This is a genomic window from Flavobacterium psychroterrae (genome assembly GCF_018380615.1).
Lineage (GTDB): Bacteria > Bacteroidota > Bacteroidia > Flavobacteriales > Flavobacteriaceae > Flavobacterium > Flavobacterium psychroterrae.
Genome location: NZ_JAGYVZ010000017.1, coordinates 41762 through 63339 on the forward strand (window position 1 = coordinate 41762; position 21578 = coordinate 63339).

The 21578-nt window shown below is 33.4% G+C and carries 19 protein-coding genes; 8 read left to right on the forward strand and 11 right to left on the reverse strand.

The features are described from left to right. The gene (uvrC, locus tag KHA90_RS17280; protein ID WP_213303517.1) at positions 1-1794 is read right to left on the reverse strand and encodes an excinuclease ABC subunit UvrC; all 1794 of its coding nucleotides are present in this window, start codon (positions 1792-1794) and stop codon (positions 1-3) included. A 135-nt stretch (positions 1795-1929) separates the two neighbouring features. On the opposite strand from uvrC, the gene KHA90_RS17285 reads away from it, so the two are divergent. The 3 genes from KHA90_RS17285 (at position 1930) to KHA90_RS17295 (ending at position 3946) form a co-directional block, all read left to right on the forward strand. Continuing rightward, positions 1930-2910 carry a succinylglutamate desuccinylase/aspartoacylase family protein gene (locus tag KHA90_RS17285; protein WP_213303520.1) on the forward strand — a complete coding sequence of 327 codons (981 nt, stop codon included), beginning with the start codon at positions 1930-1932 and terminating at the stop codon, positions 2908-2910. Beyond that, the gene (locus KHA90_RS17290) at positions 2897-3466 is read left to right on the forward strand and encodes a 5-formyltetrahydrofolate cyclo-ligase (protein ID WP_213303523.1); all 570 of its coding nucleotides are present in this window, start codon (positions 2897-2899) and stop codon (positions 3464-3466) included. Before KHA90_RS17285 ends, KHA90_RS17290 begins: the two co-directional genes overlap by 14 nt. 84 nt (positions 3467-3550) lie before the next feature. Then, complete coding sequence (locus KHA90_RS17295; RefSeq protein WP_213303526.1) at positions 3551-3946, forward strand: hypothetical protein; 396 nt, start codon at positions 3551-3553, stop codon at positions 3944-3946. Positions 3947-3974: 28 nt separating this feature from the next. Here the strand turns inward: KHA90_RS17295 and KHA90_RS17300 are convergent, their stop codons facing one another. The 8 genes from KHA90_RS17300 to KHA90_RS17335 all read right to left on the reverse strand — a co-directional run bounded on the left by KHA90_RS17300 (position 3975) and on the right by KHA90_RS17335 (position 13535). Further along, complete coding sequence (locus KHA90_RS17300) at positions 3975-4721, reverse strand: tetratricopeptide repeat protein (RefSeq protein ID WP_213303529.1); 747 nt, start codon at positions 4719-4721, stop codon at positions 3975-3977. Positions 4722-4860: 139 nt separating this feature from the next. Further along, complete coding sequence (locus KHA90_RS17305; protein ID WP_213303532.1) at positions 4861-6621, reverse strand: BatD family protein; 1761 nt, start codon at positions 6619-6621, stop codon at positions 4861-4863. 134 nt (positions 6622-6755) lie between these two features. Then, entirely contained in the window at positions 6756-7532 is a 777-nt protein-coding gene (locus KHA90_RS17310) for a tetratricopeptide repeat protein (protein ID WP_213303535.1), read from the reverse strand. A 134-nt stretch (positions 7533-7666) separates the two neighbouring features. Further along, on the reverse strand, positions 7667-8701 hold the full coding sequence (locus tag KHA90_RS17315) for a vWA domain-containing protein (RefSeq protein ID WP_213303538.1): 1035 nt from the start codon (positions 8699-8701) through the stop codon (positions 7667-7669). Positions 8702-8820: 119 nt separating this feature from the next. After that, positions 8821-9822 (reverse strand): vWA domain-containing protein, encoded by a 1002-nt coding sequence (locus KHA90_RS17320; protein ID WP_213303541.1) that lies wholly within the window; start codon positions 9820-9822, stop codon positions 8821-8823. Then, a complete protein-coding gene (locus tag KHA90_RS17325) occupies positions 9822-11453 on the reverse strand; it encodes a hypothetical protein (RefSeq protein WP_213303544.1) in 1632 nt (543 codons plus the stop codon). Before KHA90_RS17325 ends, KHA90_RS17320 begins: the two co-directional genes overlap by 1 nt. A 132-nt stretch (positions 11454-11585) precedes the next feature. Then, positions 11586-12449: a DUF58 domain-containing protein gene (locus KHA90_RS17330; protein ID WP_213303546.1), complete on the reverse strand. Its 864-nt coding sequence runs from the start codon at positions 12447-12449 to the stop codon at positions 11586-11588. Positions 12450-12530: 81 nt separating this feature from the next. Then, complete coding sequence (locus KHA90_RS17335; RefSeq protein ID WP_072964260.1) at positions 12531-13535, reverse strand: AAA family ATPase; 1005 nt, start codon at positions 13533-13535, stop codon at positions 12531-12533. A gap of 223 nt (positions 13536-13758) precedes the next feature. On the opposite strand from KHA90_RS17335, the gene KHA90_RS17340 reads away from it, so the two are divergent. The 3 genes from KHA90_RS17340 to KHA90_RS17350 all read left to right on the forward strand — a co-directional run bounded on the left by KHA90_RS17340 (position 13759) and on the right by KHA90_RS17350 (position 16818). Further along, a complete protein-coding gene (locus KHA90_RS17340) occupies positions 13759-14631 on the forward strand; it encodes an aldo/keto reductase (protein WP_213303549.1) in 873 nt (290 codons plus the stop codon). A 132-nt stretch (positions 14632-14763) separates the two neighbouring features. Next, the gene (locus tag KHA90_RS17345) at positions 14764-15516 is read left to right on the forward strand and encodes an SDR family NAD(P)-dependent oxidoreductase (RefSeq protein WP_213303552.1); all 753 of its coding nucleotides are present in this window, start codon (positions 14764-14766) and stop codon (positions 15514-15516) included. A 150-nt stretch (positions 15517-15666) separates the two neighbouring features. Next, complete coding sequence (locus tag KHA90_RS17350; protein WP_213303555.1) at positions 15667-16818, forward strand: ATP-binding protein; 1152 nt, start codon at positions 15667-15669, stop codon at positions 16816-16818. A 135-nt stretch (positions 16819-16953) separates the two neighbouring features. Here KHA90_RS17350 and KHA90_RS17355 read toward each other — a convergent pair whose 3' ends face one another. Then, positions 16954-17697 carry a DUF3298 and DUF4163 domain-containing protein gene (locus KHA90_RS17355; RefSeq protein WP_213303557.1) on the reverse strand — a complete coding sequence of 248 codons (744 nt, stop codon included), beginning with the start codon at positions 17695-17697 and terminating at the stop codon, positions 16954-16956. A gap of 105 nt (positions 17698-17802) precedes the next feature. Between KHA90_RS17355 and KHA90_RS17360 the strand changes: the two genes are divergently transcribed. Then, on the forward strand, positions 17803-18945 hold the full coding sequence (locus KHA90_RS17360) for a cystathionine gamma-synthase (protein ID WP_213303560.1): 1143 nt from the start codon (positions 17803-17805) through the stop codon (positions 18943-18945). A gap of 84 nt (positions 18946-19029) precedes the next feature. On the opposite strand, the gene KHA90_RS17365 is transcribed toward KHA90_RS17360, so the two are convergent. After that, complete coding sequence (locus KHA90_RS17365) at positions 19030-19824, reverse strand: THC0290_0291 family protein (RefSeq protein ID WP_213303564.1); 795 nt, start codon at positions 19822-19824, stop codon at positions 19030-19032. A gap of 322 nt (positions 19825-20146) precedes the next feature. Between KHA90_RS17365 and gdhA the strand changes: the two genes are divergently transcribed. Next, positions 20147-21490, forward strand: coding sequence for an NADP-specific glutamate dehydrogenase (gdhA, locus tag KHA90_RS17370; protein ID WP_213303567.1), 1344 nt, complete (start codon positions 20147-20149; stop codon positions 21488-21490). Positions 21491-21578: the final 88 nt, after the last annotated feature.

Here is a 21578-nt window from a genome sequence, read left to right on the forward strand (position 1 = left end):
CTAGTTGGTTTTGTAAAAGTCGACAATTTTTTTGGCTTTTGACACTCCAATCACGTCAGATATTTCTTTTTCAGTCGCCAATTTCAATCTTTTAACACTTTTGAAATGTTGTATTAATGTAAGCATGGTTTTTTCGCCTATTCCTGGAATGCTTTCTACTGAGGAATTTAGCGCTGCTTTACTTCGTTTGTCGCGATGAAAAGTGATCCCGAATCTATGTGCTTCGTTTCGTAATTGCTGAATTACCTTTAATGTTTCAGATTTTTTATCCAGATATAAAGGGATTGAATCGCCGGGATAAAATAGTTCTTCAAGACGTTTTGCGATCCCGATTATGGCAATTTTTCCACGTAACTCCAGTGCGTCTATACTTTTTAATGCGGCAGATAATTGTCCTTTTCCACCATCAATAATAATTAGTTGTGGCAAAGGCTGATTTTCATCTAATAATCTTTTGTAACGGCGATAGACAATTTCTGTCATCGAAGCAAAATCGTCAGGACCTTCAACGGTTTTCACATTAAAATGGCGATAATCTTTTTTACTCGCTTTTCCGTCTTTAAATACGACACAAGCCGCAACGGGATTTGTTCCCTGAATATTCGAGTTATCAAAACATTCGATATGGCGCGGTTCAGATGGTAAACGCAAATCTTTTTGCATTTGCGCCATAATACGATTTGTGTGTCGGTCAGGATCTACAATTTGCAATTGTTTTAATTGTTCGATTCTGTAAAACTTAGCGTTTCTGATGGATAAATCTAAAATCTGTTTTTTGTCCCCAAGTTGCGGAACAGTTGTTTTGATGTTTTCTCCCAAATCAATTTCAAACGGAACAATTACTTCTTTTGATAATAAATTAAAACGTTCGCGCATTTCTACAATCGCAAGTTCTAGTAATTCCTCATCACTTTCGTCCAGTTTTTTCTTCATTTCTAAAGTATGTGAACGAATAATCGATCCGTGCGAAATTTGAAGAAAGTTGACATAAGCCGCACTTTCATCAGACACAATCGAAAAGACATCGATATTGGTTATTTTAGGATTTACAATCGTTGATCTTGATTGGTAATTCTCCAGAACTTCAATTTTTTCCTTGATTTTCTGTGCTTCTTCAAAACGTAAATCCTGCGCATATTGGTTCATCAATCGCTTGAAATCTTTCATGCTTTCTTTAAAATTCCCTTTCAGGATTTCGCGAATAGCATCAACTTGTCGCTGGTATTCTTCCAGCGGAACAATACCTTCGCAAGGACCTTTGCAATTACCAATATGATATTCCAGACAAACTTTGAATTTGCCTGAATCGATATTTGATTTGCTTAAATCATAATTGCACGTTCGTAATGGATACAATTCCTTGATTAATTCTAAAATAGTATGTACAGTTTTGAAACTGGTATAAGGTCCAAAATATTCTGAGCCGTCTTTGACCATTCTTCGGGTCGAAAATATTCTCGAAAACGGTTCTTTTTTGATACAAAGCCACGGATAACTTTTGTCATCGCGAAGCAATACATTATAACGCGGCTGTAAGGTTTTGATTAAATTGTTCTCTAATAAAAGTGCATCGGTTTCAGTAGGAACGACGATGTGTTTTATGGTTACAATTTTCCGAACCAATACATTCGTTTTCCTGGTGTCATGAATTTTATTGAAATAAGAAGAAACCCTTTTTTTTAAATTTTTGGCTTTTCCTACGTATAAGATCTTTCCATCTTTATCATAATATTGATACACACCGGGATTGTCCGGCAAGCTGAGGATTTGAAGATCTAAGGACGATTTTTGCATTCTGTTTTTTTTCTGAAGTAGCTGATAAGCTTTTTCAAAAATCATTCCGATTTCGAAAAAAAGCTTAACATGGATTTAGTTCCAAATTTACGAAATCAAAAGAATAATTTCTATATTTAGATTTTATAATTCTACATGAAAAATAGTAAACCCTTAGTTATTTTTGGCGAATCGATTTTGCCGGGAGAAAACAAAACAATAAACGTTGAAATTGCCAGGTTACACACCACTACAAAGCTTAATATTCCGGTTATTGTACGGCGGTCAAAACTTGAAGGTCCGGTAGTTTTATTCTCGGCGGGAATTCATGGCGACGAAATTAACGGCGTTGAAGTGGTACGCCAGATTATCAGTAAAAAAATTAATCGTCCGTTAAAAGGAACTATTATTTGTATTCCCATTATCAATATGTACGGTTTTGTAAATAAATCCCGTGAGTTTCCTGACGGAAGAGATTTAAATCGTGTTTTTCCGGGAAGTAAAAAAGGTTCTTTGGCGAGTCGTTTTGCCTATCATATTGTTGCCGAAGTTTTGCCAATTATAGATTATGCGGTCGATTTTCATGCCGGAGGAGCTAGCCGATTTAATGCTCCGCAAATCAGAATTACCGAAAATAACCCCGAATTGAAAATGCTGGCGGATGTTTTTAATGCGCCTTTTACTTTATATTCTAAAAATATCAGCGGTTCTTTTAGAAATACCTGCGAAAAAGCAAATATAAAAATGCTCCTTTTTGAAGGTGGAAAATCATTAGACATCAATAATGTGATTGCAAATGAAGGTGTAATGGGAGTGAAGCGTTTGCTGCATTATCTGGATATGCTCGATCCGAAACAAGTGGTGGAAAAAGCGCACGATCCTTCAATTTATATCAAATATTCGGTTTGGTTGCGTGCTAAATGTTCCGGTTTGCTTCATGATTATAATTTAGTTGGTAAATATGTAACTAAAGGTTCTATTTTGGCAATCATTACAGATCCGTTTGGTAAATTTGAACAGAAAGTAAAAGCACCACACGACGGATTTGTCATCAATGCCAATCATTCGCCAATTGTTTATGAAGGGGATGCGATTTATCATATGTCTAAAAATAACCCAGAAGATGCCGAAGAATAAAAAGGAATTACGATTACATTATAAAAATCTACGCAAAGAAATTTCTCCTGATGATATTGAAGAAAAGAGTTTGGCTGTAGCCAATAATCTAATTCAATTACCAATTTGGGATAAAACCTATTATCATGTTTTTCTTCCTATCGAAGAACAAAAAGAGGTAAATACAGAATATGTTTTGCATTTGCTTTCCGGAAAAGATAAGGAAATCGTAATTTCTAAAAGTGATTTTGAAACTCGCGGAATGTTACATTTTTTATTAACGGATAATACTAAAATCAAAAAAAACGAATATAATATTCCAGAACCTGTAAATGGTTTGCCGGTTCCATCAGAAACTATTGATGTGGTTTTTGTACCGCTTTTGGCTTTTGATAATCTTGGAAATAGAGTAGGTTACGGAAAAGGGTTTTACGATAAATTCCTGGCAGAATGCAAACTGGAAACGATCAAAATTGGACTTTCTTTTTTTGAAGCCGAAAATCAAATCGATGATGTCTTTGAATCAGATGTGAAGTTGGATTATTGTGTAACTCCTGAAAAGGTTTATAGGTTTTAATTTTACCATATAAGTAATGTAAGTAAATTAAAGTAGTTCTTGTCTATGGTAAATTTTTTTAGGTTTATATCGAATAATTTCCTTTTGTTTATTATTGGATTTTTTTTCTTCGGTGGATTACTTTTATCAACTACTATTTTGTATAAAGATGTTGCTTATTTTAATTGTTACGTTAAAGGAACAATCATTAATATAGAGACTCAAGATCAAGATTCTGATAATGGAATTTCTACGGTTTATAATTATAAAATAAGATCAAAAAAATCTGTTTATGAAACAAAAAGCACTGAAGTTTTTGAATTAAATGACAGTGTTTTTGGTATGGAAAAGGGAAATAATAAAATGAAATTATTATCCGTAAACAATGAACATGTTAATGAAAAATATGATATGGAGGATTTTTTTAGTTTACTTATAATACTTGGCTTTATCTTTTGGTGTATTCGTAAAGTTTTAAAGAATCGCATTTTTCTGAAATGAACTTACATCACTTATATGGTTCAAAAGCCTACTTAACTTCTTTAATAGTCGAAGCATCAATCCAACCTTCAGTTCCATCAGTTAATTCAACTTTTTTCCATTGGCCTATAGTTTCAGTAACGTAAACTTTTGCGCCTTCGTGTAATAGAAAAATAGCAGTGCCAGCTTTTTGCGGTTCGCTGCGAACTTCACTTAATTCAGCAAAAACAATTGCCGGACGATCATTATCGAAATGGTTTTTTTCTGCTATTCCAGCAGAAACACTCAATAATAAAGCTACTAAAAGAACAAACATTCCTATAAAATACAACCTTTTTGAAAGTGTAAGCTGGGAGAAATAATAGCCAATAAAACTCAATAAAAAGACAAATGCAATTGCAATAGAAATTTTTGCCCAGGTATTGTAATCAAATATTCCGGTAAAGCTTTGAATTAATTTTGCAAAACCTACTTTTGGAATCTCCTTGATTTCGTCAATAGTTAGTTTTTTTGCAAATTTTAAATTGTTTAAAGTCTCAGGATCGTGCGGTTTTAAAACCAAAGCTTTTTCATAATTATAAATTGAAGGTGCTACTTTGTTCAATTTATAATACGAATTTCCTAAGTTAAAATACAACTCTGCCGATTGCTGTTTGTCTTCTTTGATTATACTCTCGTAAACATCAACGGCTTGCTGATATTGTCCTTTTTGGTACAATGCATTTCCTTTTTCAAAGCTGCTTTGAGCAAAGAAAACCTGTGTGATTAATAAAAAAAGATATACTATATTTTTCATTTTATTTTTGTTAAACCCAACAGGTTTTTAAAACCTGTCAGGTTTGATTTTTTAAACTTAGTAATTCAACTTTGCGACCTTACAATCATCGCAATCTAAATCTATATCTTAGCAAACTTTGCGGTAAAATTAAGTTACGTTAAATAATCTGCTTTTCAAGTTCCGAAATAATCAAAACAGCTTTATCATAATCCTGCTGAATCGAAGCGCTTGATGCCGGAGCATAACGTGCAAACTCACAGTTTTCTGTCAGATTAATAAAATTCTGAACTGATTCCGGATTTGCATTTCTTGACAACAGTAATTCACGAATATTGTCTTTACTCATTTCTGAGGTTTCAATATGCAGTTTTGCTTTAAGGAAATTGTGCATCGCTTTTTCCAGCGCAATATAAAAAGCTTCTTTATTATTCAATTGTTTTTTAGCTTCAGATAAATATTTCTTAGCTAATTTATTATTCATTTTAATTCGGTTTCCGGTAACGTCACCGTCAATTGCTTCTTTTCTTTTCTTAGCCAAAACAATAATTGGCAAAATTATAAAAGGCGCAAATAATAAAATATAATATAAATCAGAACCGTAAAAATCATCTTTTGCTGTTGAAACTAAAGTTGTTTTCGATTTAATATATTTGAATTGTTCTGTTTTTGCAATCACGTTTTTAGAAGCGTTTGCAGCTGTATTGGCTTCCGCCTGAACAGGACCGTCTAAAACATCGACCATGATTTCCGGCGAAGTAATCGTTTTATAAGAACCTGAATTCAAGTCAAAATACGAAAACTGCATCGCTTTTATAGCATACTTTCCTTTGTATTGAGGAACGATAGAATACTTATCAGTAATTTTTCCAGACATTCCTGAAAGCGAAGTTGTTACTTGCTCGTCATGAACCGGATCGTACATTTCTAACGCATTAGGCACAACAGGTTTTGGTAAAGTAAACAATTTCATGTTTCCGTTTCCTGAAGCATTTACAATTAAATCAAGACTTTCACCGCTTTTCAATGTTGTTTTTGATGGTGTAACTGTAAAATTAAATCTACCTACAGCTCCGCCAAAACTTTCTGGTCTCGATGCTTCCGGAAGAGGACGCACGTTAATCGTTTTGGCTCCAGCCGAAACAACTCTGTTATCATCTGTTAAAATCATCTGACCGTACATATCACGACGATTTGAAGGCAATTGTACGCCAATATCTAATGAAAGAGGTTCAATAGTAAGTCTTCCTGATTTTTGAGGATATAAAATGGTCTTTTTCAGGACAACAAAATAACATCTTTGCCCTTGAAAAGTTCCTTCTGCAATTGATAATTGTTTGATGTCTATATTCTGATTCCAGAAATCATTGTATTTAGGTTTAGCTAATTCCTTAAAACCGGTAACATTTATATTATTGAAATATAATTTATAAACCACAGTAATTGGTTCATTCAAATACGGATTTGTTTTGGAAATTTCTGCAATTAGATGTAATGTTTCATTTCCACCGCCTTGTTGACCCTGACCTTGTTGTGCATTAGGATCTCTTTCCTGCGCAACAGCATTTGTAACTACAATTTTTATAGGCTGTGTTTTGTAGATTTGCCCATTATATTCTATAGCAGCTTGTTTGATGTAAGCAGTTCCTTTTTGGTTGGGTTGTAAAATATATGAATATATTTTTTGAAAAGAACTTCTTCCGTTTACCCAGGACTGACTTACTTGCTGACTTGGTCCGCCTACAATTCTAAATCCTTCAAATGAAGGTTGGTCAAAATTGTCTCCATCAACATTCATAATGAAGTCAATACGAAATCTTTCGTTCAGTCCAAGCGTATTTTTGCTTACTCTGGCTTCAAATTGAACTTGAGCCATAAGCCCTTGAAAAGTGAATAGTAATAGAATTAAATATCTTCTCATTTAAATGTTTAATCGTTGTTTGTTTTAACTGTTTAATCGTTTTTTTATTGTTTAATCATTTATTTGTTTAACTGTTTAAGCGTTACAGTTTGGTCGAATAAGTAGATTAACAAATAAACGATTAACCCAAAATCCTACCAGTCTTTTTCTGTTTTTCTAGGACTGCCTTTTACTTTTTGAGCGTTCACTTTATCCTGAACTTTCTTTTCCTCGTTGTTCACTGCATCTAATAAATTCTGAACTCGTTCTTTAGAAATTCCGCCTGGCTGTGGTTTTGGTTCTCCTTTATTATCAGACTTGTCGTCTTTTTTAGGATCATCTTTACCATCTTTTTTGTCCTTGTCTTTATCGCCTTTGTCGTCTTTCTTGTCTTTGTCCTTATCCTTGTCTTTATTTTTATCCTTGTCCTTGTCTTTATCTTTGTTTTTATCCTTGTCTTTGTCCTTATCCTTATTTTTGTCTTTGTTTTTATCGTTTTTAGGAGGGTTTTCTTTTAATTTTTGTTTTGCATAAGCATAATTATAACGTGTTTCATCGTCAGTAGGATCATTTCGCAATGCTTCTTTATAAGCTTCAACAGCTTGCGTATAATCTTTCTCTTTCATTAAAACATTTCCTAAATTGTGGAAAGCTTTATGTTTTTCAGGTCGGGTTTTAGCATTTTTTATCGCTTTCGCGTAAGCGAATTTAGCTTCAGAAACCTGATTTTGTCTGTAAATAGTATTTCCTAAATTGTATGGAGCCGTTGCACGTTTTGAAAATTTTGATTCTGAAATCCTGTAATTAGCTTCAGCATCAACAAATTTATTCTGCTTATATTCTTCATTGGCATCAGGCAATGTCTTGTCTTTTTCCTGAGCTGAAACTGCCAAAGAAAACGTTAGTAAAATATAAAGAAGTAAATTTTTCATTCTGATTTTTATGTTTTTTATTTGCCACGAATGTCACTAATTATCGCTAATTAATTCTTTGTGTTTGAATTTTACAAATAGAGTTTAAATAATTTTATTCGTGTAAATTCGTGTAATTAGTGGCTAACTTTTTATTATTTCTTTTCGTTAAATAAATTCAACTCTTTTATCCAATTTGTTTTTCTCTCTAAAAGAAAAATGTCAATAAACAATAATAAGAAGGCAAAGCCAATGAACCATTGATATTGCGATTGAAAATCTGCCATTTGTGTTGCTTCAAATTCTGTTTTTTGAATATTGTTTAAAGCATTTTTTACATATTCTAAAACTTCCTTAGTATTTCCGCCATATACATAACCGCCTTTTGTAGCTTTTGCAATGGTTTTTAAACCTTCCTGATTTAGTTTTGTGATAACTGTTTCTCCGTTTTGATCTTTTTGATAGCTTTTGACTACGCCATTTTCTTTTAGCGGAATTGTTCCTCCTTTTTCTGTTCCAACACCAATCGTAATGATTTTCATTCCCATTTTGTTGGCTTCTTCCGCTGCTGTCGAAGCTCCTTCAGAATGATCTTCTCCATCAGAAATTAAAATCAATAACTTGCTGGTTTTGCTCTTTTCATCGAAATAAGTCGATGATAATTTGATCGCTTCATCAAGTGATGTTCCTTGTGATGAAACCATGTCCGGCGTCATACTCTGCAGGAACATTTTGGCAACACTATAATCTGATGTAATTGGTAAAACAGGGAAAGCACTTCCGGCGTATGCCACAATTCCTATTCTGTCACTTCCTAAGTTGTTGATGATTTGCGAAACCAATTGTTTACTTTTCTCTAAACGACTTGGCGCAACATCTTCGGCAAGCATACTTTTAGAAACGTCGACAGCAAAAACGATGTCGATTCCTTCGCGTTTTACCGTTTCCATTTTTGTCCCAATCTTCGGATTCACTAATCCGATAATCAAACAGGCAAGTGCCAAAAGGATTACGCTTAATTTTAATACCGGTTTAAATACAGATTTTTCAGGGCTCAGCCTTTTTACCATTTCCAAGTCGCCAAATTCAAGCTGTTTTTTTCTTTTCCAATACATGTTGAAAAGGAAAACACACACCACAATTGGGAGTAATAATAAAAGGTATAAATATTTTTTTTCGTCTAATTCCATTTTTAATTTTAGTTTTCGGTCTCAGTTTTCAGTTTTCAGTCTCAGTTTTCAGTTTATTATAATTTCAGTTTAAACTGAGACTGAGAACTGCGACTGTGACTAAGAACTGCGACTGAAATTTATATAAAGCTTCTGTAAACGGTGTTTCTTAAACCAACTTCTAACAATAATAAAAAAGCTGCGAGTAAAACAAAAACTCTGTATTTTTCGTCGTAATCATAGAATTTTAATTCCTGGATTTCAGTAGTTTCTAATTTATTAATCGAATTGTATATTTCGGCTAATTTATCGTTGCTGGTTGCTCTAAAATAAGTTCCATCGGTTTTACGGGCGATACTTTTCATTAATCGTTCGTCGATTTCAACTTTTTGCATTTTGAATAAAAAACCTCCGTTTGGTGCGTACGCGTATGGCGATGCTGCCATTCCGTTTGTTCCAATACCAATTGTATATACTTTTATTCCGTATTGTTTTGCAATGTCTGATGCTGTTTCCGGTTCAATAAAACCGGCATTGTTAACACCATCGGTCATTAAAATAATAACCCTGCTTTTTGCTTTACTATTTTTTAAACGGTTTACGGCGGTTGCCAATCCCATTCCTATTCCGGTTCCGTCTTGTAAAGTCGTATCGTATTTAATTCCTTTTATCGCTTCAAGAATTATCGCTTTATCACTTGTAACCGGAGTTTTTGTATAGGCTTCAGAAGCGTATAAAACCAGTCCAACTCTGTCATTTGGTCTTTCTCCCACAAAATCTGCCGCCACTCTTTTTAAAGCTTCCATACGGTTTGGCTTTAAATCTTTTGCAAGCATACTTCCTGAAACATCAATTGCCAAAACAATATCAATTCCTTTTGTGGTTTTAGTCTGACTGCTAATATCAACCGTTCTCGGTCTTGCTAATGCAACGATTAGAGAACTTAAACCAATAACTCTAAAAACGTACAAGCAAGGTTTTAATTTCGTTAAAAGCGATTCGCTGTTTTTGAAACCTTGCGTCGAGCTCATTTTTAAAGTTGCGGTTTGCTGATTTCGTTTCCAGAAAAACCATGTAATGGCAATTGGAATTAATATAAACAACCAAAAAAATTCTGGATTTAAAAAAGTTATTTTATTCATTAGTTGCCCGCTTTTCTAAGTTCAACAGAATTTAAAATTCTTGTCGTAATATCATTGGCGTATGTGTCGCCTTCTTCGTGTACAATCAAAATTTGCTGTAATCCCTGATCTTGTTTAAACAGTAAAAGTTCATAATAAGCTTTTGTACTTGTTTTATCAAGCGGGTTTAAAATAGTCATTGTTCCATATCCTTTAACTCCCTGAATACCTTGATTAGTTTGAAAATCTTCTTGTTTTACAATAATATTTTGTCCACCCTGAGATTCAATAACTTTAAGAGAACCTTCTAAAGCTTTTGCTAAATCAATATCAGTAGGGTTTTTAAACTTACTTGTCGAAACGGTTACGAAGAAATTATCAATCATGCTTCCATAAGTAAAAAGCTGCATTTCTTTGATTAAAGCCATTGTTTCTTTTGGAAGTACTTTTTGAGTGTCCATTCGTTTTAAAACCTGCGGAGTTTCAATTACAACGCCGGGGTTTCCGTATTCACTTTTTACCCATTCGCCTTCTAATAATTCTTTAGAAGCATTTCCTAATACATTATCCTTAACATATTTAAAACCTTTCGTAGCAATAAAAAATCCGGTTGTTGCAATTATTAAAAACAAAACTGTTCCTACTGCTGTTGCAATACGTTTGTTGCGTTTTTTTAATAGTTGTAATTTTATTTGCTTTTGTTTTTGCGCTTCGTTCAATAACTGATCTTCTTCATCCGGAACTTCAGTCGGAATAGCGTTATCTAACGTTAAAATTACTTTTTGAATTTTATTTCGATCTTCGGTAATTTCAAATTCTAAAGGTTTAGATTTTGCAAATTTTACTAAATCCGCCTGACGTAAAACGCGTTCTAAATTTTCGACCGTTTCAGGAGTTAAAGCCATTTTTTTCTTAGTCGAAGCATCTCTAATCGCGAGAATCAATTCAGATGTTGTGCTTTCCATTGCTGGAATATGAATCGCTTCTTCAATATAATTACGGGCAATATCCGTTAACTCACTGTAATATTCTTTGATTTCACCTTTTTGCCAAAGTTCTTTTTGCTCTAAATTATTTAATAAACTTGTCGCTTTTTCGATTGGAGTTTTATAAACTTCTTCTTCAATTTTTTTCTGCTGACGTTTTTTGATAAACCAATATACAAAAGCGCCAATTCCAAGAATAATTACTAAAGCCAAAATGTATTTCCACCAATCACCAATGCCGTTATCAGCAGCAGTAATATCTTTAATATCGTACATTTTTTGTTGTAAAGTATCGACTTTTATACTCGCAACTTCAACACGAATAGAATCTGAGAAATAAGGTTTTTTGTCAATCAGAATCTGAACACTTGGAATTACGTATTTTCCGGAATCAAATTGTGTTAAACCATATTTTTTTATTAACTCGTAAGTGTCATTTTTTTTGACTGTGTCAATTGGATAAGATTGAATTACTTCTAAAGGTCCAATGGTTTTCAGTTTAGGAAAAACAACTTTCGATTTTGAGCTGACAACCGTTTTAAGCGTTAACTTAAACTCGGCTCCAATTTTATTTTTTGTAGTATCAATGCTCGTCTCAATCTGTTTTTGTTGTGCAAAAACAGCAGAGGAAAGTAAAAATAAAAAGATGTAAAACTTTAATTTCATTTGATTTTTTTAATTTCAGATTTTATTCTAAAATGAATGCTTAATTATGGCACACGTATGACACTGATTTAAACGGATTTTATTTTTGGATTTTATATTTCTTAAAATCTAAGAAGTCTAATAATCTAAACATTATCTTGACTTGAAATATCCCAGTAATTTCGTCACGTAATTTTCATCAACTCTTGTGTTTACTACGCCTGCTCCGGATTTACTGAAAATTTCCTTGAAATAATTGACTCTTTCATGATAATGTTTTTCGTAATTCATTCGAACTGTTTTTGAACCTGTATCGACCAATTGAATTTTTCCGGTTTCGGCATCAAGCATTGTAACCATTCCTAAATTAGGGATTTTTTCTTCGCGAATATCGTAAACCCGAACTCCGGTAATATCATGTTTTTTAGAAGCAATTTTTAAGGTTTGCTCATAATTTTCAGACATGAAATCGGAAATTACAAAAACGATTGCTTTCTTCTTTTGAGTTCCCGATAAAAATTTTAAAGCAGCTCCAACATCTGTTTTCTGGCTTTTTGGTTGAAATTCGATTAATTCACGAATGATTCTCAAAACATGCGAACGCCCTTTTTTTGGCGGAATATACAACTCTACATTATCAGAGAATAATATTAAACCAATTTTGTCATTATTTTGTGTAGCCGAAAAAGCCATCGTTGCCGCAATTTCGGTGACGATGTCTTTTTTGAATTGACTTTTTGAACCAAAACCTTCTGAACCGGAAATATCTACCATTAACATCATGGTCAATTCGCGTTCTTCTTCAAAAACTTTTACGTGGGCTTCATTGTAGCGTGCAGTTACATTCCAATCGATGTTACGAATGTCATCGCCATATTGGTATTGACGTACTTCACTAAAAGTCATCCCGCGCCCTTTAAATGAAGAGTGGTATTCACCCGAAAAGATATGATTACTCAGTCTTTTGGTTTTGATTTCTATTTTCCGTACTTTTTTTAAAAGCTCTTTTGTATCCATTTCTTTAGTTTTCAGTCGCAGTTTTCAGTCGCAGTTTACTTAAATAAGGTGTTCACTGTGACTGAAAACTGAAAACTATTTTTAAGGTACTTCAATCTCGTTTACGATTTTGTTGATAATGTCTACAGAAGTAATATTTTCGGCTTCAGCCTCATATGTTATCCCAACTCTGTGACGTAAAACATCATGTACAACTGCACGAACATCTTCCGGAATTACATATCCACGACGTTTGATGAAAGCGTAACATTTTGCCGCAACGGCTAAATTGATACTTCCACGTGGTGATGCTCCAAAACTAATAAGAGGTTTTAAGTCGGCTAGTTTGTACTTCTCTGGATAACGAGTAGCAAATATGATATCTAAAATATATTTTTCGATTTTTTCGTCCATGTAAACTTCACGAACTGCTTCCTGAGCACGTAAAATTTGTTCTACAGAAACTACGGCATTTACTTTTTCGTAAGATCCTTTCAGGTTTTGACGAATTACAAAACGCTCTTCATCAATTTTTGGATAATCAATTACGGTTTTAAGCATAAAACGATCGACTTGCGCTTCCGGAAGTTGGTATGTTCCTTCTTGCTCAACAGGATTTTGAGTTGCCAATACTAAAAACGGACGATCAAGTTTGAAAGTTGTGTCGCCAATTGTTACTTGTTTTTCCTGCATCGCCTCCAAAAGTGCCGATTGTACCTTTGCCGGAGCACGGTTAATCTCATCCGCAAGGACGAAATTAGCGAAGATTGGTCCTTTTTTAATCGAGAATTCGTTTGCTTTGATGTTGTAAATCATCGTTCCAACAACATCGGCAGGTAATAAGTCGGGAGTAAACTGGATACGGCTAAACGAACCCTGAACCGCTTGCGACAATGTATTTATCGCTAAAGTTTTGGCTAATCCCGGAACACCTTCAAGCAAAATATGCCCTTGTCCCAAAAGTCCAATTAATAAACGCTCGACCATATGTTTCTGGCCCACAATAACTTTGTTCATTTCCATTGTAAGAAGGTCTATAAAAGCACTTTCTCTTTCAATTTTTTCATTTATCGCTCTAATGTCTAAAGTCGTTGTATTTTCTTCCATATAAATATTTTTAAAACCTTTTTAAAACCTTGATTTTTATGCCTTACTTTTGAGAGTGCAAATTGAATATTTTTTGATAAGTAAGATGTTAAAGAATGGTTAAAACTTCGACCAATGACCTAATTTTAAGGACTAATTGTGAATCTATTTTTATATTTTTAAGAACTTTGGTGATTATGTTTCAGAAAAGCATATTTATTACCAAAAATAACGCAATACAACCATGAGTAAAACAACATTATCGCCCATAATTTCGGGTACTATGAATTGGGGTGTTTGGGATAAAAACCTTACGCCAAAAGAAATGGAAAACATGATACAAATTTGTATCGAAAACAAAATTACCACTTTTGATCACGCAGACATTTACGGATCTTATACCACAGAAGCTGATTTTGGAAAAGCATTTCATGCCAGCAAAATTTCACGCGAAAAACTACAATTAATCACCAAATGCGGCATTCAATTAATTACTGAAGGACGTAAAAACACAATTAAGCATTACGATTATTCTAAAGATTATATAATTTGGTCTGTCGAAGAATCATTAAAAAAACTGAAAACAGATTATGTTGATGTTTTTTTATTGCACAGACCAAGTCCTTTAATGCAAGCCGATGAAATTGCAGAAGCTGTTGAGAAATTAAAAACAGAAGGGAAAATTATTGATTTTGGACTTTCAAATTTCACGAGTTCTCAAACCGAATTAATTCGTCAGAAAACAGAAGTGAGTTACAATCAGGTACAATTTTCGGCAACAAATTTTGAACCAATGGTTGACGGAAGTTTTGATTATATGCAAACGCACGGTATTTGCCCGTTGTCATGGAATCCGCTTGGAACTGTCTTTAGAGAAGATACAAAACAAACTCGTCGCTTGAAAAAACTGCTTTCAGAATTGGTTAAAAAATATGGTTTTGGATCTGATACAATTTTACTTGCCTGGATTTTAAAACATCCATCGGGAGTAATTCCGATAGCAGGAACAGTAAACGTTGCCAGAATTCAATCGCTGATGAAAGCTGTTGAACTGGAAATGGATAAAGAAGACTGGTTCGCAATTTGGACAGAAAGTATGGGCGATGATGTGGCTTAAAAATAGTTATAGTTTTAAGTTTTCAGTGTCAGTATTCAGATAAAAATATTAGCCACAGATTAAAAGATTCTCACAGATTGAAAAATCATTTTAATCCTGTAATCTGTGGCAAAAAAACAAAATAAATAAAGAATGAAAAAAACAGTTTTAATTACTGGTGCCACAAGCGGAATTGGAAAAGCAACTGCGCAATTGATGGCTAAAAACAACTATAAAGTGATCCTTTGCGGAAGACGAAAAGACCGTTTAGAAGAACTTGAAAAAGAACTTTCGACTTTTACCGAAGTGTATTCATTGTCTTTTGATGTTCGTGATAAAAAGAATGTTCTTGAAAGTATTGCTTCTCTTCCTGCCGAATTTTCGACTATTGATGTTTTAATCAATAATGCAGGAAATGCTCACGGTTTAGATCCAATTCAAACGGGAGATTTAGACGATTGGGATGCGATGATTGATATTAATGTAAAAGGACTTTTGTATGTTTCGAAAGCGATAATTCCAAAAATGACTGAGAGAAAATCGGGGCATATTATCAATATTGGTTCAACAGCTGCCAAAGAAGTTTATCCAAACGGAAATGTATATTGCGGAACAAAACATGCAGTTGACGCTATTACAGCGGGAATGCGAATTGATTTAAATCCATTTGGAATTAGAGTTGGAGCAATTCATCCCGGAATGGTTGCTACAGAATTTAGCGAAGTTCGTTTTAAAGGTGATGCTGACAGAGCATCGAATGTCTACAAAGGCTTTGATCCGTTACAGGCAGAAGATGTTGCAGATATTATTCACTTTGTGGTTTCAAGACCATATCATGTAAATATTGCCGATTTGATGGTGATGAGTACAGCGCAAGCATCGTCGACGATCGTTAAGAGAGATTAATCAGATTAATTACATTTTTAGACTAACTTAGACTTCTTAGATTTTAAGATGAATTAATCTAAAAATCTAAGAACAATAGAGGTCTCGAAAAAAAGTAATCTCAGAAAATCTAAGAAGTCTAATAATGTAACTTTCTAAGAAGTCTAAAAAATGATTAACAAACGCCTTTTAATAAAAAATTTACTCGCTCATAATGACGAGAGCAGTTTTTATGATAAAAAAAGGCAGTTGAACCTGCATTCACGTGAAGGAAAAGGAAAGTTTTTAAAACACATTTGTGCATTATCAAATTCAAACCCAACCAATAATTCTTATATCGTTGTTGGAGTTGAAGATCAGGATAACGAAATTGTAGGCGATGATTTTTTTGACGATAGTAGAATCCAGAATCTTGTCAATGCTTTTCTGGAAAATCCGCCTAAGATTCAGTATGAAAATGTACCGTTTCCGAATCTTCCCAAAGACAAAGTTGTGGGATTGGTTACGATTAAGCCCAAAAGCAAAATTTCGTATTTCAAAAAAGGAATTCATACAACTCCGGCCAATAGTGTTTTTATCCGGCGAGGCAGTAATTCGGTTCCTGTTGAAGGCGAAATCGAAAAAAACTACCAGAATACTGAAACGGTTATTGGAATTGAAAATAGTTCCCGAAATAGTATTCAATATACGCTTGATGGTGTAATCGATTTTATGAATTTCAGGCACAAAGATATGTCGCCAAAATATCATGTTTTTAAAGAATTATTCGTGATTTGCTGGGCAGGAGTTCCGCATAAATCACGTGATAAAACTTTTTTATCCCGGGTAGATATTGAGTTGATCAACGAGCAGATAAAACTTTTTTACTCAGCTCAGGATGTGGTTACGATAGTTTTTGATGACGATAGTTTTACGATAACCGAATATGTTCCGCTTGGATTAAACGACAAAACAAGTTATTATCCGTTAGAACAGCAAACGATTCATTTTTTTGATAACGGATATTATAAAATTGAAAGGCAAATGCTTTTTCAGCCTCCGGAATTCAACAGGAAAATGTTATATCATATTTATAATGCAAATACGGCATTACTCCAAAAATTGCAAAAAGGTATTGCTTTATCAGAACGTGAATTAAAAGATCTCGAAAATCTTCCGTCCACTTTTATGATTTGTTATCTGAATGGTTTTGATGATGCCAAACAAAAATTAATTGACGCTAAATTACTTTTAAAGCCTTTTGGGAATATTTATTTATCGTTTAAAGAGGCCTTGAGGATTTTGAGAAAGATGAAGTATGACTTTCAGGAAGGTTCTAAATAAGTTACAAAGGTTTTTCTGAAAAATTTGATTTTTTGAATTGCCTCCAGCTTTAGCTGGAGATATAATTGTTTGTTTTTAATGGGCTTTAGCCAAATTATTTCACTTTTTTATTAGACGCACTGCTTTGCGCCTCTACTATTGATATTTTAAATACTTACCAATTTTAGCATAAGGAAACAAGATTTCTTTTGATCCATCAGCATACGAAGCGGCTTCATACGAGTTGTAGTATAACAGCAAACCTTCGGTTGTGTAAAAAATATTTTGTGGCAATTGAAATTTGTCGTTTTCAAACATTAAACCTGTTGCGTTAATATTTGATTTTTCAGGAATCTTATATTTTTTTCTGAATTCTTTTTCGGCGAAAGCCTTAAATTCTTTTGCGTTTTTGAAGATTTCATCTGTAAAGATTGTTTTTCCGGTTTTAGGATGAAATAATAAAGACCGAAAACCCTGATATCCGTGAGCGCCGCCGGTAAAAGTATAATGTTCGATTTTTATATTGATAATCTGATCAGATTCAAACTCAACGTTTCCTTTTACTTTAGCTTCCCAGCCAAAAGTTTCAGTGGGAAATTTTTTGTGCATTTCTTCATAAGATGCAATAAAGGATTCGGCTAAAGTTTTATAATCTTTTGCTTTTGATGGATCTTCTTCAAAGTAAACAATCTCTTTTATAACAGAAAACACTTTTTTGTTAATGCTGTCTTTCACGATAGGAACATTTTTTGCAATCGGAATATCAATAGTTATTTTAGGGCAATCTTTTTCGCAGGGAATGGTTGATTTTTTTTCAAATGTCTCATTGTCAAATGAAAGCTCTTTGCTGCAACTTGCAAAAGTTAGAACTAAAAAGGCTAAAAAAATAGAATGTTTCATGTCAAAAAGTGTTAATTTATTATAAAGGTAAGAAGTTGTTTCGGGATTAAAATAAATTAAACGGTAAATTTGCAGCACATTTAAGCATTTAAAATTTGTAATTATATGAAATTCAATACTAAAGTAATACATGGAGGTCAGCATCATGATCCAAGTACAGGAGCTGTTATGCCTCCGGTATATCAAACTTCAACTTTTATACAAACAAGTCCGGGAAAACCTTTAGCGGATTATGAGTATAGCAGAGCTTCGAACCCAACTCGTACAGCTTTAGAAAATGCTTTGGCAAGTATTGAAAATGGTACTCGCGGATTAGCTTTTTCATCTGGGTTAGCAGCGACAGATTGCGTTTTGAGATCATTTAAAGCGGGAGATGAAATTATTGCAATGGATGATTTATACGGTGGAACTTATAGAATGTTCTCCAGAATTTATAAAGATTCAGGGATTAAGTTTCATTTTGTGGATATGACTGATATCGAGAAATTGAGATCATTAATAAATGAAAACACAAAATTGATTTGGGTAGAAACACCAACAAATCCGTTAATGAAATTAGCAGATATACAGGAAGTAGCAAAAATTACTAAAGCCAATAAAATTTTATTTGCTGTCGATAATACTTTTGCAACACCTTATTTACAAAAACCTCTTGATTTAGGAGCTGATATTGTAATGCATTCTGCTACAAAGTATTTAGGCGGACATTCGGATGTTATTGCCGGAGCTTTAATTGTAAAAGATGAAGCTTTAGGTGAGCAATTGCATTTTCAACAATTCGCAACCGGAGCTACACTTGGGCCAATGGATAGTTTCTTAGTTTTAAGAGGGATAAAAACACTTTCGTTAAGAGTTCAGAGACATTGTGAAAACGGAGAAAAAGTGGTGGAATATTTAAGCAATCATCCTAAAATAAATACGGTTTATTATCCAGGTTTAAAAAGTCATCCTTTTCATGAAATTGCTAAAAAGCAAATGAAGGCTTTTGGCGGAATGGTTTCTTTTACTTTTAAATCAGGTAAAAAAGAAGATTCTATTGCATTTTTAGAGAAACTAAAAGTTTTTACTTTGGCAGAATCTTTAGGTGGAGTTGAATCATTAGCGAATCACCCTGCTTTAATGACACACGCTTCTATTCCTGCAGATAAAAGAGCAGAAGTTGGTATTACAGATGATTTGGTACGATTAAGCGTTGGTATCGAAGATGCAGATGATTTAATAGCAGACATCGAACAAGCTCTAGCATAAAGGATTAAATTTAAAAATAAAAAAAATCCCAAATTCCAATATTAGTTATTGTAGAATTTGGGATTTTATATTTTTGGGATTTCTTTAAAATTCTAAATAATAAATGTATCCTGCGTTGAACCAAACTTGTGAATCGTTTGATTTGTTTTCTTTATAAATATCTTTATTTGGATTTAAACCGTCAATCCAGTCAGAATTATATCCCTGGTAACGTACTTCAAACATTAAATCGCTCATTGTAGTTAATTTGTAATGTACTCCGGCACCTAATGTTGCGGATAAAACTACTCCGTTTTCACTTGAAAAACCAAATTGGCGACCGTCTGAAGGAGTAAGGTATTTTGGATAAGTAGTTAAAGGAAGTCCTAATTGACCTAATCTTGAACTAACTTTAGTATTGTAATAACTTACCTGAAAACCTAAGCTTATATAGGGACTAAAACTACCTATTGTGTTTTCAAAATCATGAATTTTCATAAAGGGAGAAAATTCTAACTGGGCTCCAAGGTTTACTAAAGTAGAAGTACCGTGCATGGCTCTAAGGTGTTGTACGAGATTTTTTCTTTTCTCATTTTCAACCCATTCACCAAAATGTTCTAATTTTGTATGATTGAAAGATAACTCAGATCTTACTTTAAAATGCTCTGTAAAAAAACTTTCTCTGTTGTTATTAGCAGAAAAGTTTATAAAGTGAACAATTCCTATACCAAATCCATTGTTTCCAACATTGGTATCAAAGTTATTTCTTTCACCAAAATCAGATTGAAAAGTTGTGGGACCGAATATTATTCCTACTTCTTGTGCCAAATCACTTTGGGCTATGGCAATATTAGAGATGCCAAAAAAGGCAAATATCGTGAGTATTATAGGTTTGAACATGTTTTTGGGCTTACAAATCTAGGCAAATATATAAAAAACATGGTTTAATCAAAATATTAAATACATCTATTAAAAAATTAGTAACAAAACACTTAATTTCTTAACTTTAAGTAAGGTCTTTGATACAAAAGAGTAAGTGTTAAAATGTATTTTTAAGATTGTTTGAAAATTACACAATTTTGTTTCAAAAACGAAAAAAAATCACAAACCATCACAGTTTTGTTTTACCTTTGCGTGTCATTACGAAAACGTTTTCTTAAAACGTATTTTCTTGTTTAATTAATTAGAGTTTATAACCTATTATTGAATAATTTATTTAAAAATGGAACAAAAAATAAATGAATTTATGGCTCTTGTGGAGTCAAAAAATCCAAACGAGCCGGAATTTCTTCAAGCCGTTAGAGAATTTGCAGAAACGGTAATTCCATTTATCGCTGAAAGAAAAAAGTACGATGGAAAAAATCTGCTTCTGAGAATAGCTGAACCTGAAAGATCTATAATTTTTAGAGTTCCGTGGGTTAATGATGAGGGAGAGATAATTGTAAACAGAGGTTTCAGGATTCAGATGAATTCAGCAATTGGACCATACAAAGGCGGAATCAGATTTCATCACACTGTAAATTTATCTGTTTTAAAATTTCTTGCTTTCGAACAGGTTTTTAAAAACAGCTTGACAACATTACCAATGGGTGGTGGAAAAGGAGGTTCTGATTTTGATCCTGAAGGTAAATCTGATGGAGAAATCATGCGTTTCTGTCAATCATTTATGACTGAATTATGTCGTCATATTGGTCCGGACCTTGATGTTCCTGCTGGAGATATTGGTGTTGGTGCAAGAGAAATTGGTTATTTATTTGGTCAGTATAAAAGAATCAGAAATGAATTTACAGGAGTATTGACAGGAAAAGGTCTTGCTTATGGAGGTTCATTAATAAGACCGGAAGCTACAGGATATGGTGTGGTTTATTTTACAGATCAGATGCTTCGTACTATCGGACATGAAATAAAAGGTAAAAGAGTTGCAATTTCAGGATTTGGAAATGTAGCTTGGGGAGTAGCTCTAAAAATAAATGAATTAGGAGGAAAAGTAGTTACGATTTCTGGTCCTGATGGTTATATTTATGACGAAGAAGGTATTTCTGGAGAAAAAATTGAGCATATGGTTGAGATGAGAGCAACCGGAGATAATAGAGCTGAACTTTATACTCAGAAATATCCAAATGCTGTTTTCCATAAAGGAAAAAGTCCTTGGGAAGTAAAAGTTGATATTGCTATTCCATGTGCAACTCAAAACGAATTAACAGGAGAAGATGCTCAAAAACTAATTAACAATGGTGTTTTATGTGTTACTGAAGCCGCAAATATGCCTTCTACGCTTGATGCTATTAAATTGTTTTTAGATAATAAAGTACTTTTTGCTCCAGGAAAAGCTGCAAATGCAGGTGGAGTTGCTGCATCAGGTTTAGAAATGACACAAAACTCAATTCGTTTGAACTGGACGAGCGAAGAAGTTGATTTGAGATTGAAAGATATTATGGTTGGAATTCACAACCAATGTAAAAAATACGGTGCTGGAGAAGATGGTTATGTTAACTACGTAAAAGGAGCTAACATTGCAGGATTTGTTAAAGTTGCCGATGCTATGCTGGCTCAGGGTGTAGTGTAAATTTTAATTGCAATTTAGGATGCCTTCATTTGTCTTTTTTAAAGATGATTGAAGGCATTTTTTTTATTTCTAAAGAACGAAATTCAAA

Coding starts and splice junctions, on each gene's coding strand:
- uvrC (WP_213303517.1), bottom strand. CDS start 1,794: ATGCAAAAATCGTCCTTAGATCTTCAAATCCTCAGCTTGCCGGACAAT.
- KHA90_RS17285 (WP_213303520.1), top strand. CDS start 1,930: ATGAAAAATAGTAAACCCTTAGTTATTTTTGGCGAATCGATTTTGCCG.
- KHA90_RS17290 (WP_213303523.1), top strand. CDS start 2,897: ATGCCGAAGAATAAAAAGGAATTACGATTACATTATAAAAATCTACGC.
- KHA90_RS17300 (WP_213303529.1), bottom strand. CDS start 4,721: ATGAAAAATATAGTATATCTTTTTTTATTAATCACACAGGTTTTCTTT.
- KHA90_RS17305 (WP_213303532.1), bottom strand. CDS start 6,621: ATGAGAAGATATTTAATTCTATTACTATTCACTTTTCAAGGGCTTATG.
- KHA90_RS17310 (WP_213303535.1), bottom strand. CDS start 7,532: ATGAAAAATTTACTTCTTTATATTTTACTAACGTTTTCTTTGGCAGTT.
- KHA90_RS17315 (WP_213303538.1), bottom strand. CDS start 8,701: ATGGAATTAGACGAAAAAAAATATTTATACCTTTTATTATTACTCCCA.
- KHA90_RS17320 (WP_213303541.1), bottom strand. CDS start 9,822: ATGAATAAAATAACTTTTTTAAATCCAGAATTTTTTTGGTTGTTTATA.
- KHA90_RS17325 (WP_213303544.1), bottom strand. CDS start 11,453: ATGAAATTAAAGTTTTACATCTTTTTATTTTTACTTTCCTCTGCTGTT.
- KHA90_RS17330 (WP_213303546.1), bottom strand. CDS start 12,449: ATGGATACAAAAGAGCTTTTAAAAAAAGTACGGAAAATAGAAATCAAA.
- KHA90_RS17335 (WP_072964260.1), bottom strand. CDS start 13,535: ATGGAAGAAAATACAACGACTTTAGACATTAGAGCGATAAATGAAAAA.
- KHA90_RS17340 (WP_213303549.1), top strand. CDS start 13,759: ATGAGTAAAACAACATTATCGCCCATAATTTCGGGTACTATGAATTGG.
- KHA90_RS17345 (WP_213303552.1), top strand. CDS start 14,764: ATGAAAAAAACAGTTTTAATTACTGGTGCCACAAGCGGAATTGGAAAA.
- KHA90_RS17350 (WP_213303555.1), top strand. CDS start 15,667: ATGATTAACAAACGCCTTTTAATAAAAAATTTACTCGCTCATAATGAC.
- KHA90_RS17355 (WP_213303557.1), bottom strand. CDS start 17,697: ATGAAACATTCTATTTTTTTAGCCTTTTTAGTTCTAACTTTTGCAAGT.
- KHA90_RS17360 (WP_213303560.1), top strand. CDS start 17,803: ATGAAATTCAATACTAAAGTAATACATGGAGGTCAGCATCATGATCCA.
- KHA90_RS17365 (WP_213303564.1), bottom strand. CDS start 19,824: ATGTTCAAACCTATAATACTCACGATATTTGCCTTTTTTGGCATCTCT.
- gdhA (WP_213303567.1), top strand. CDS start 20,147: ATGGAACAAAAAATAAATGAATTTATGGCTCTTGTGGAGTCAAAAAAT.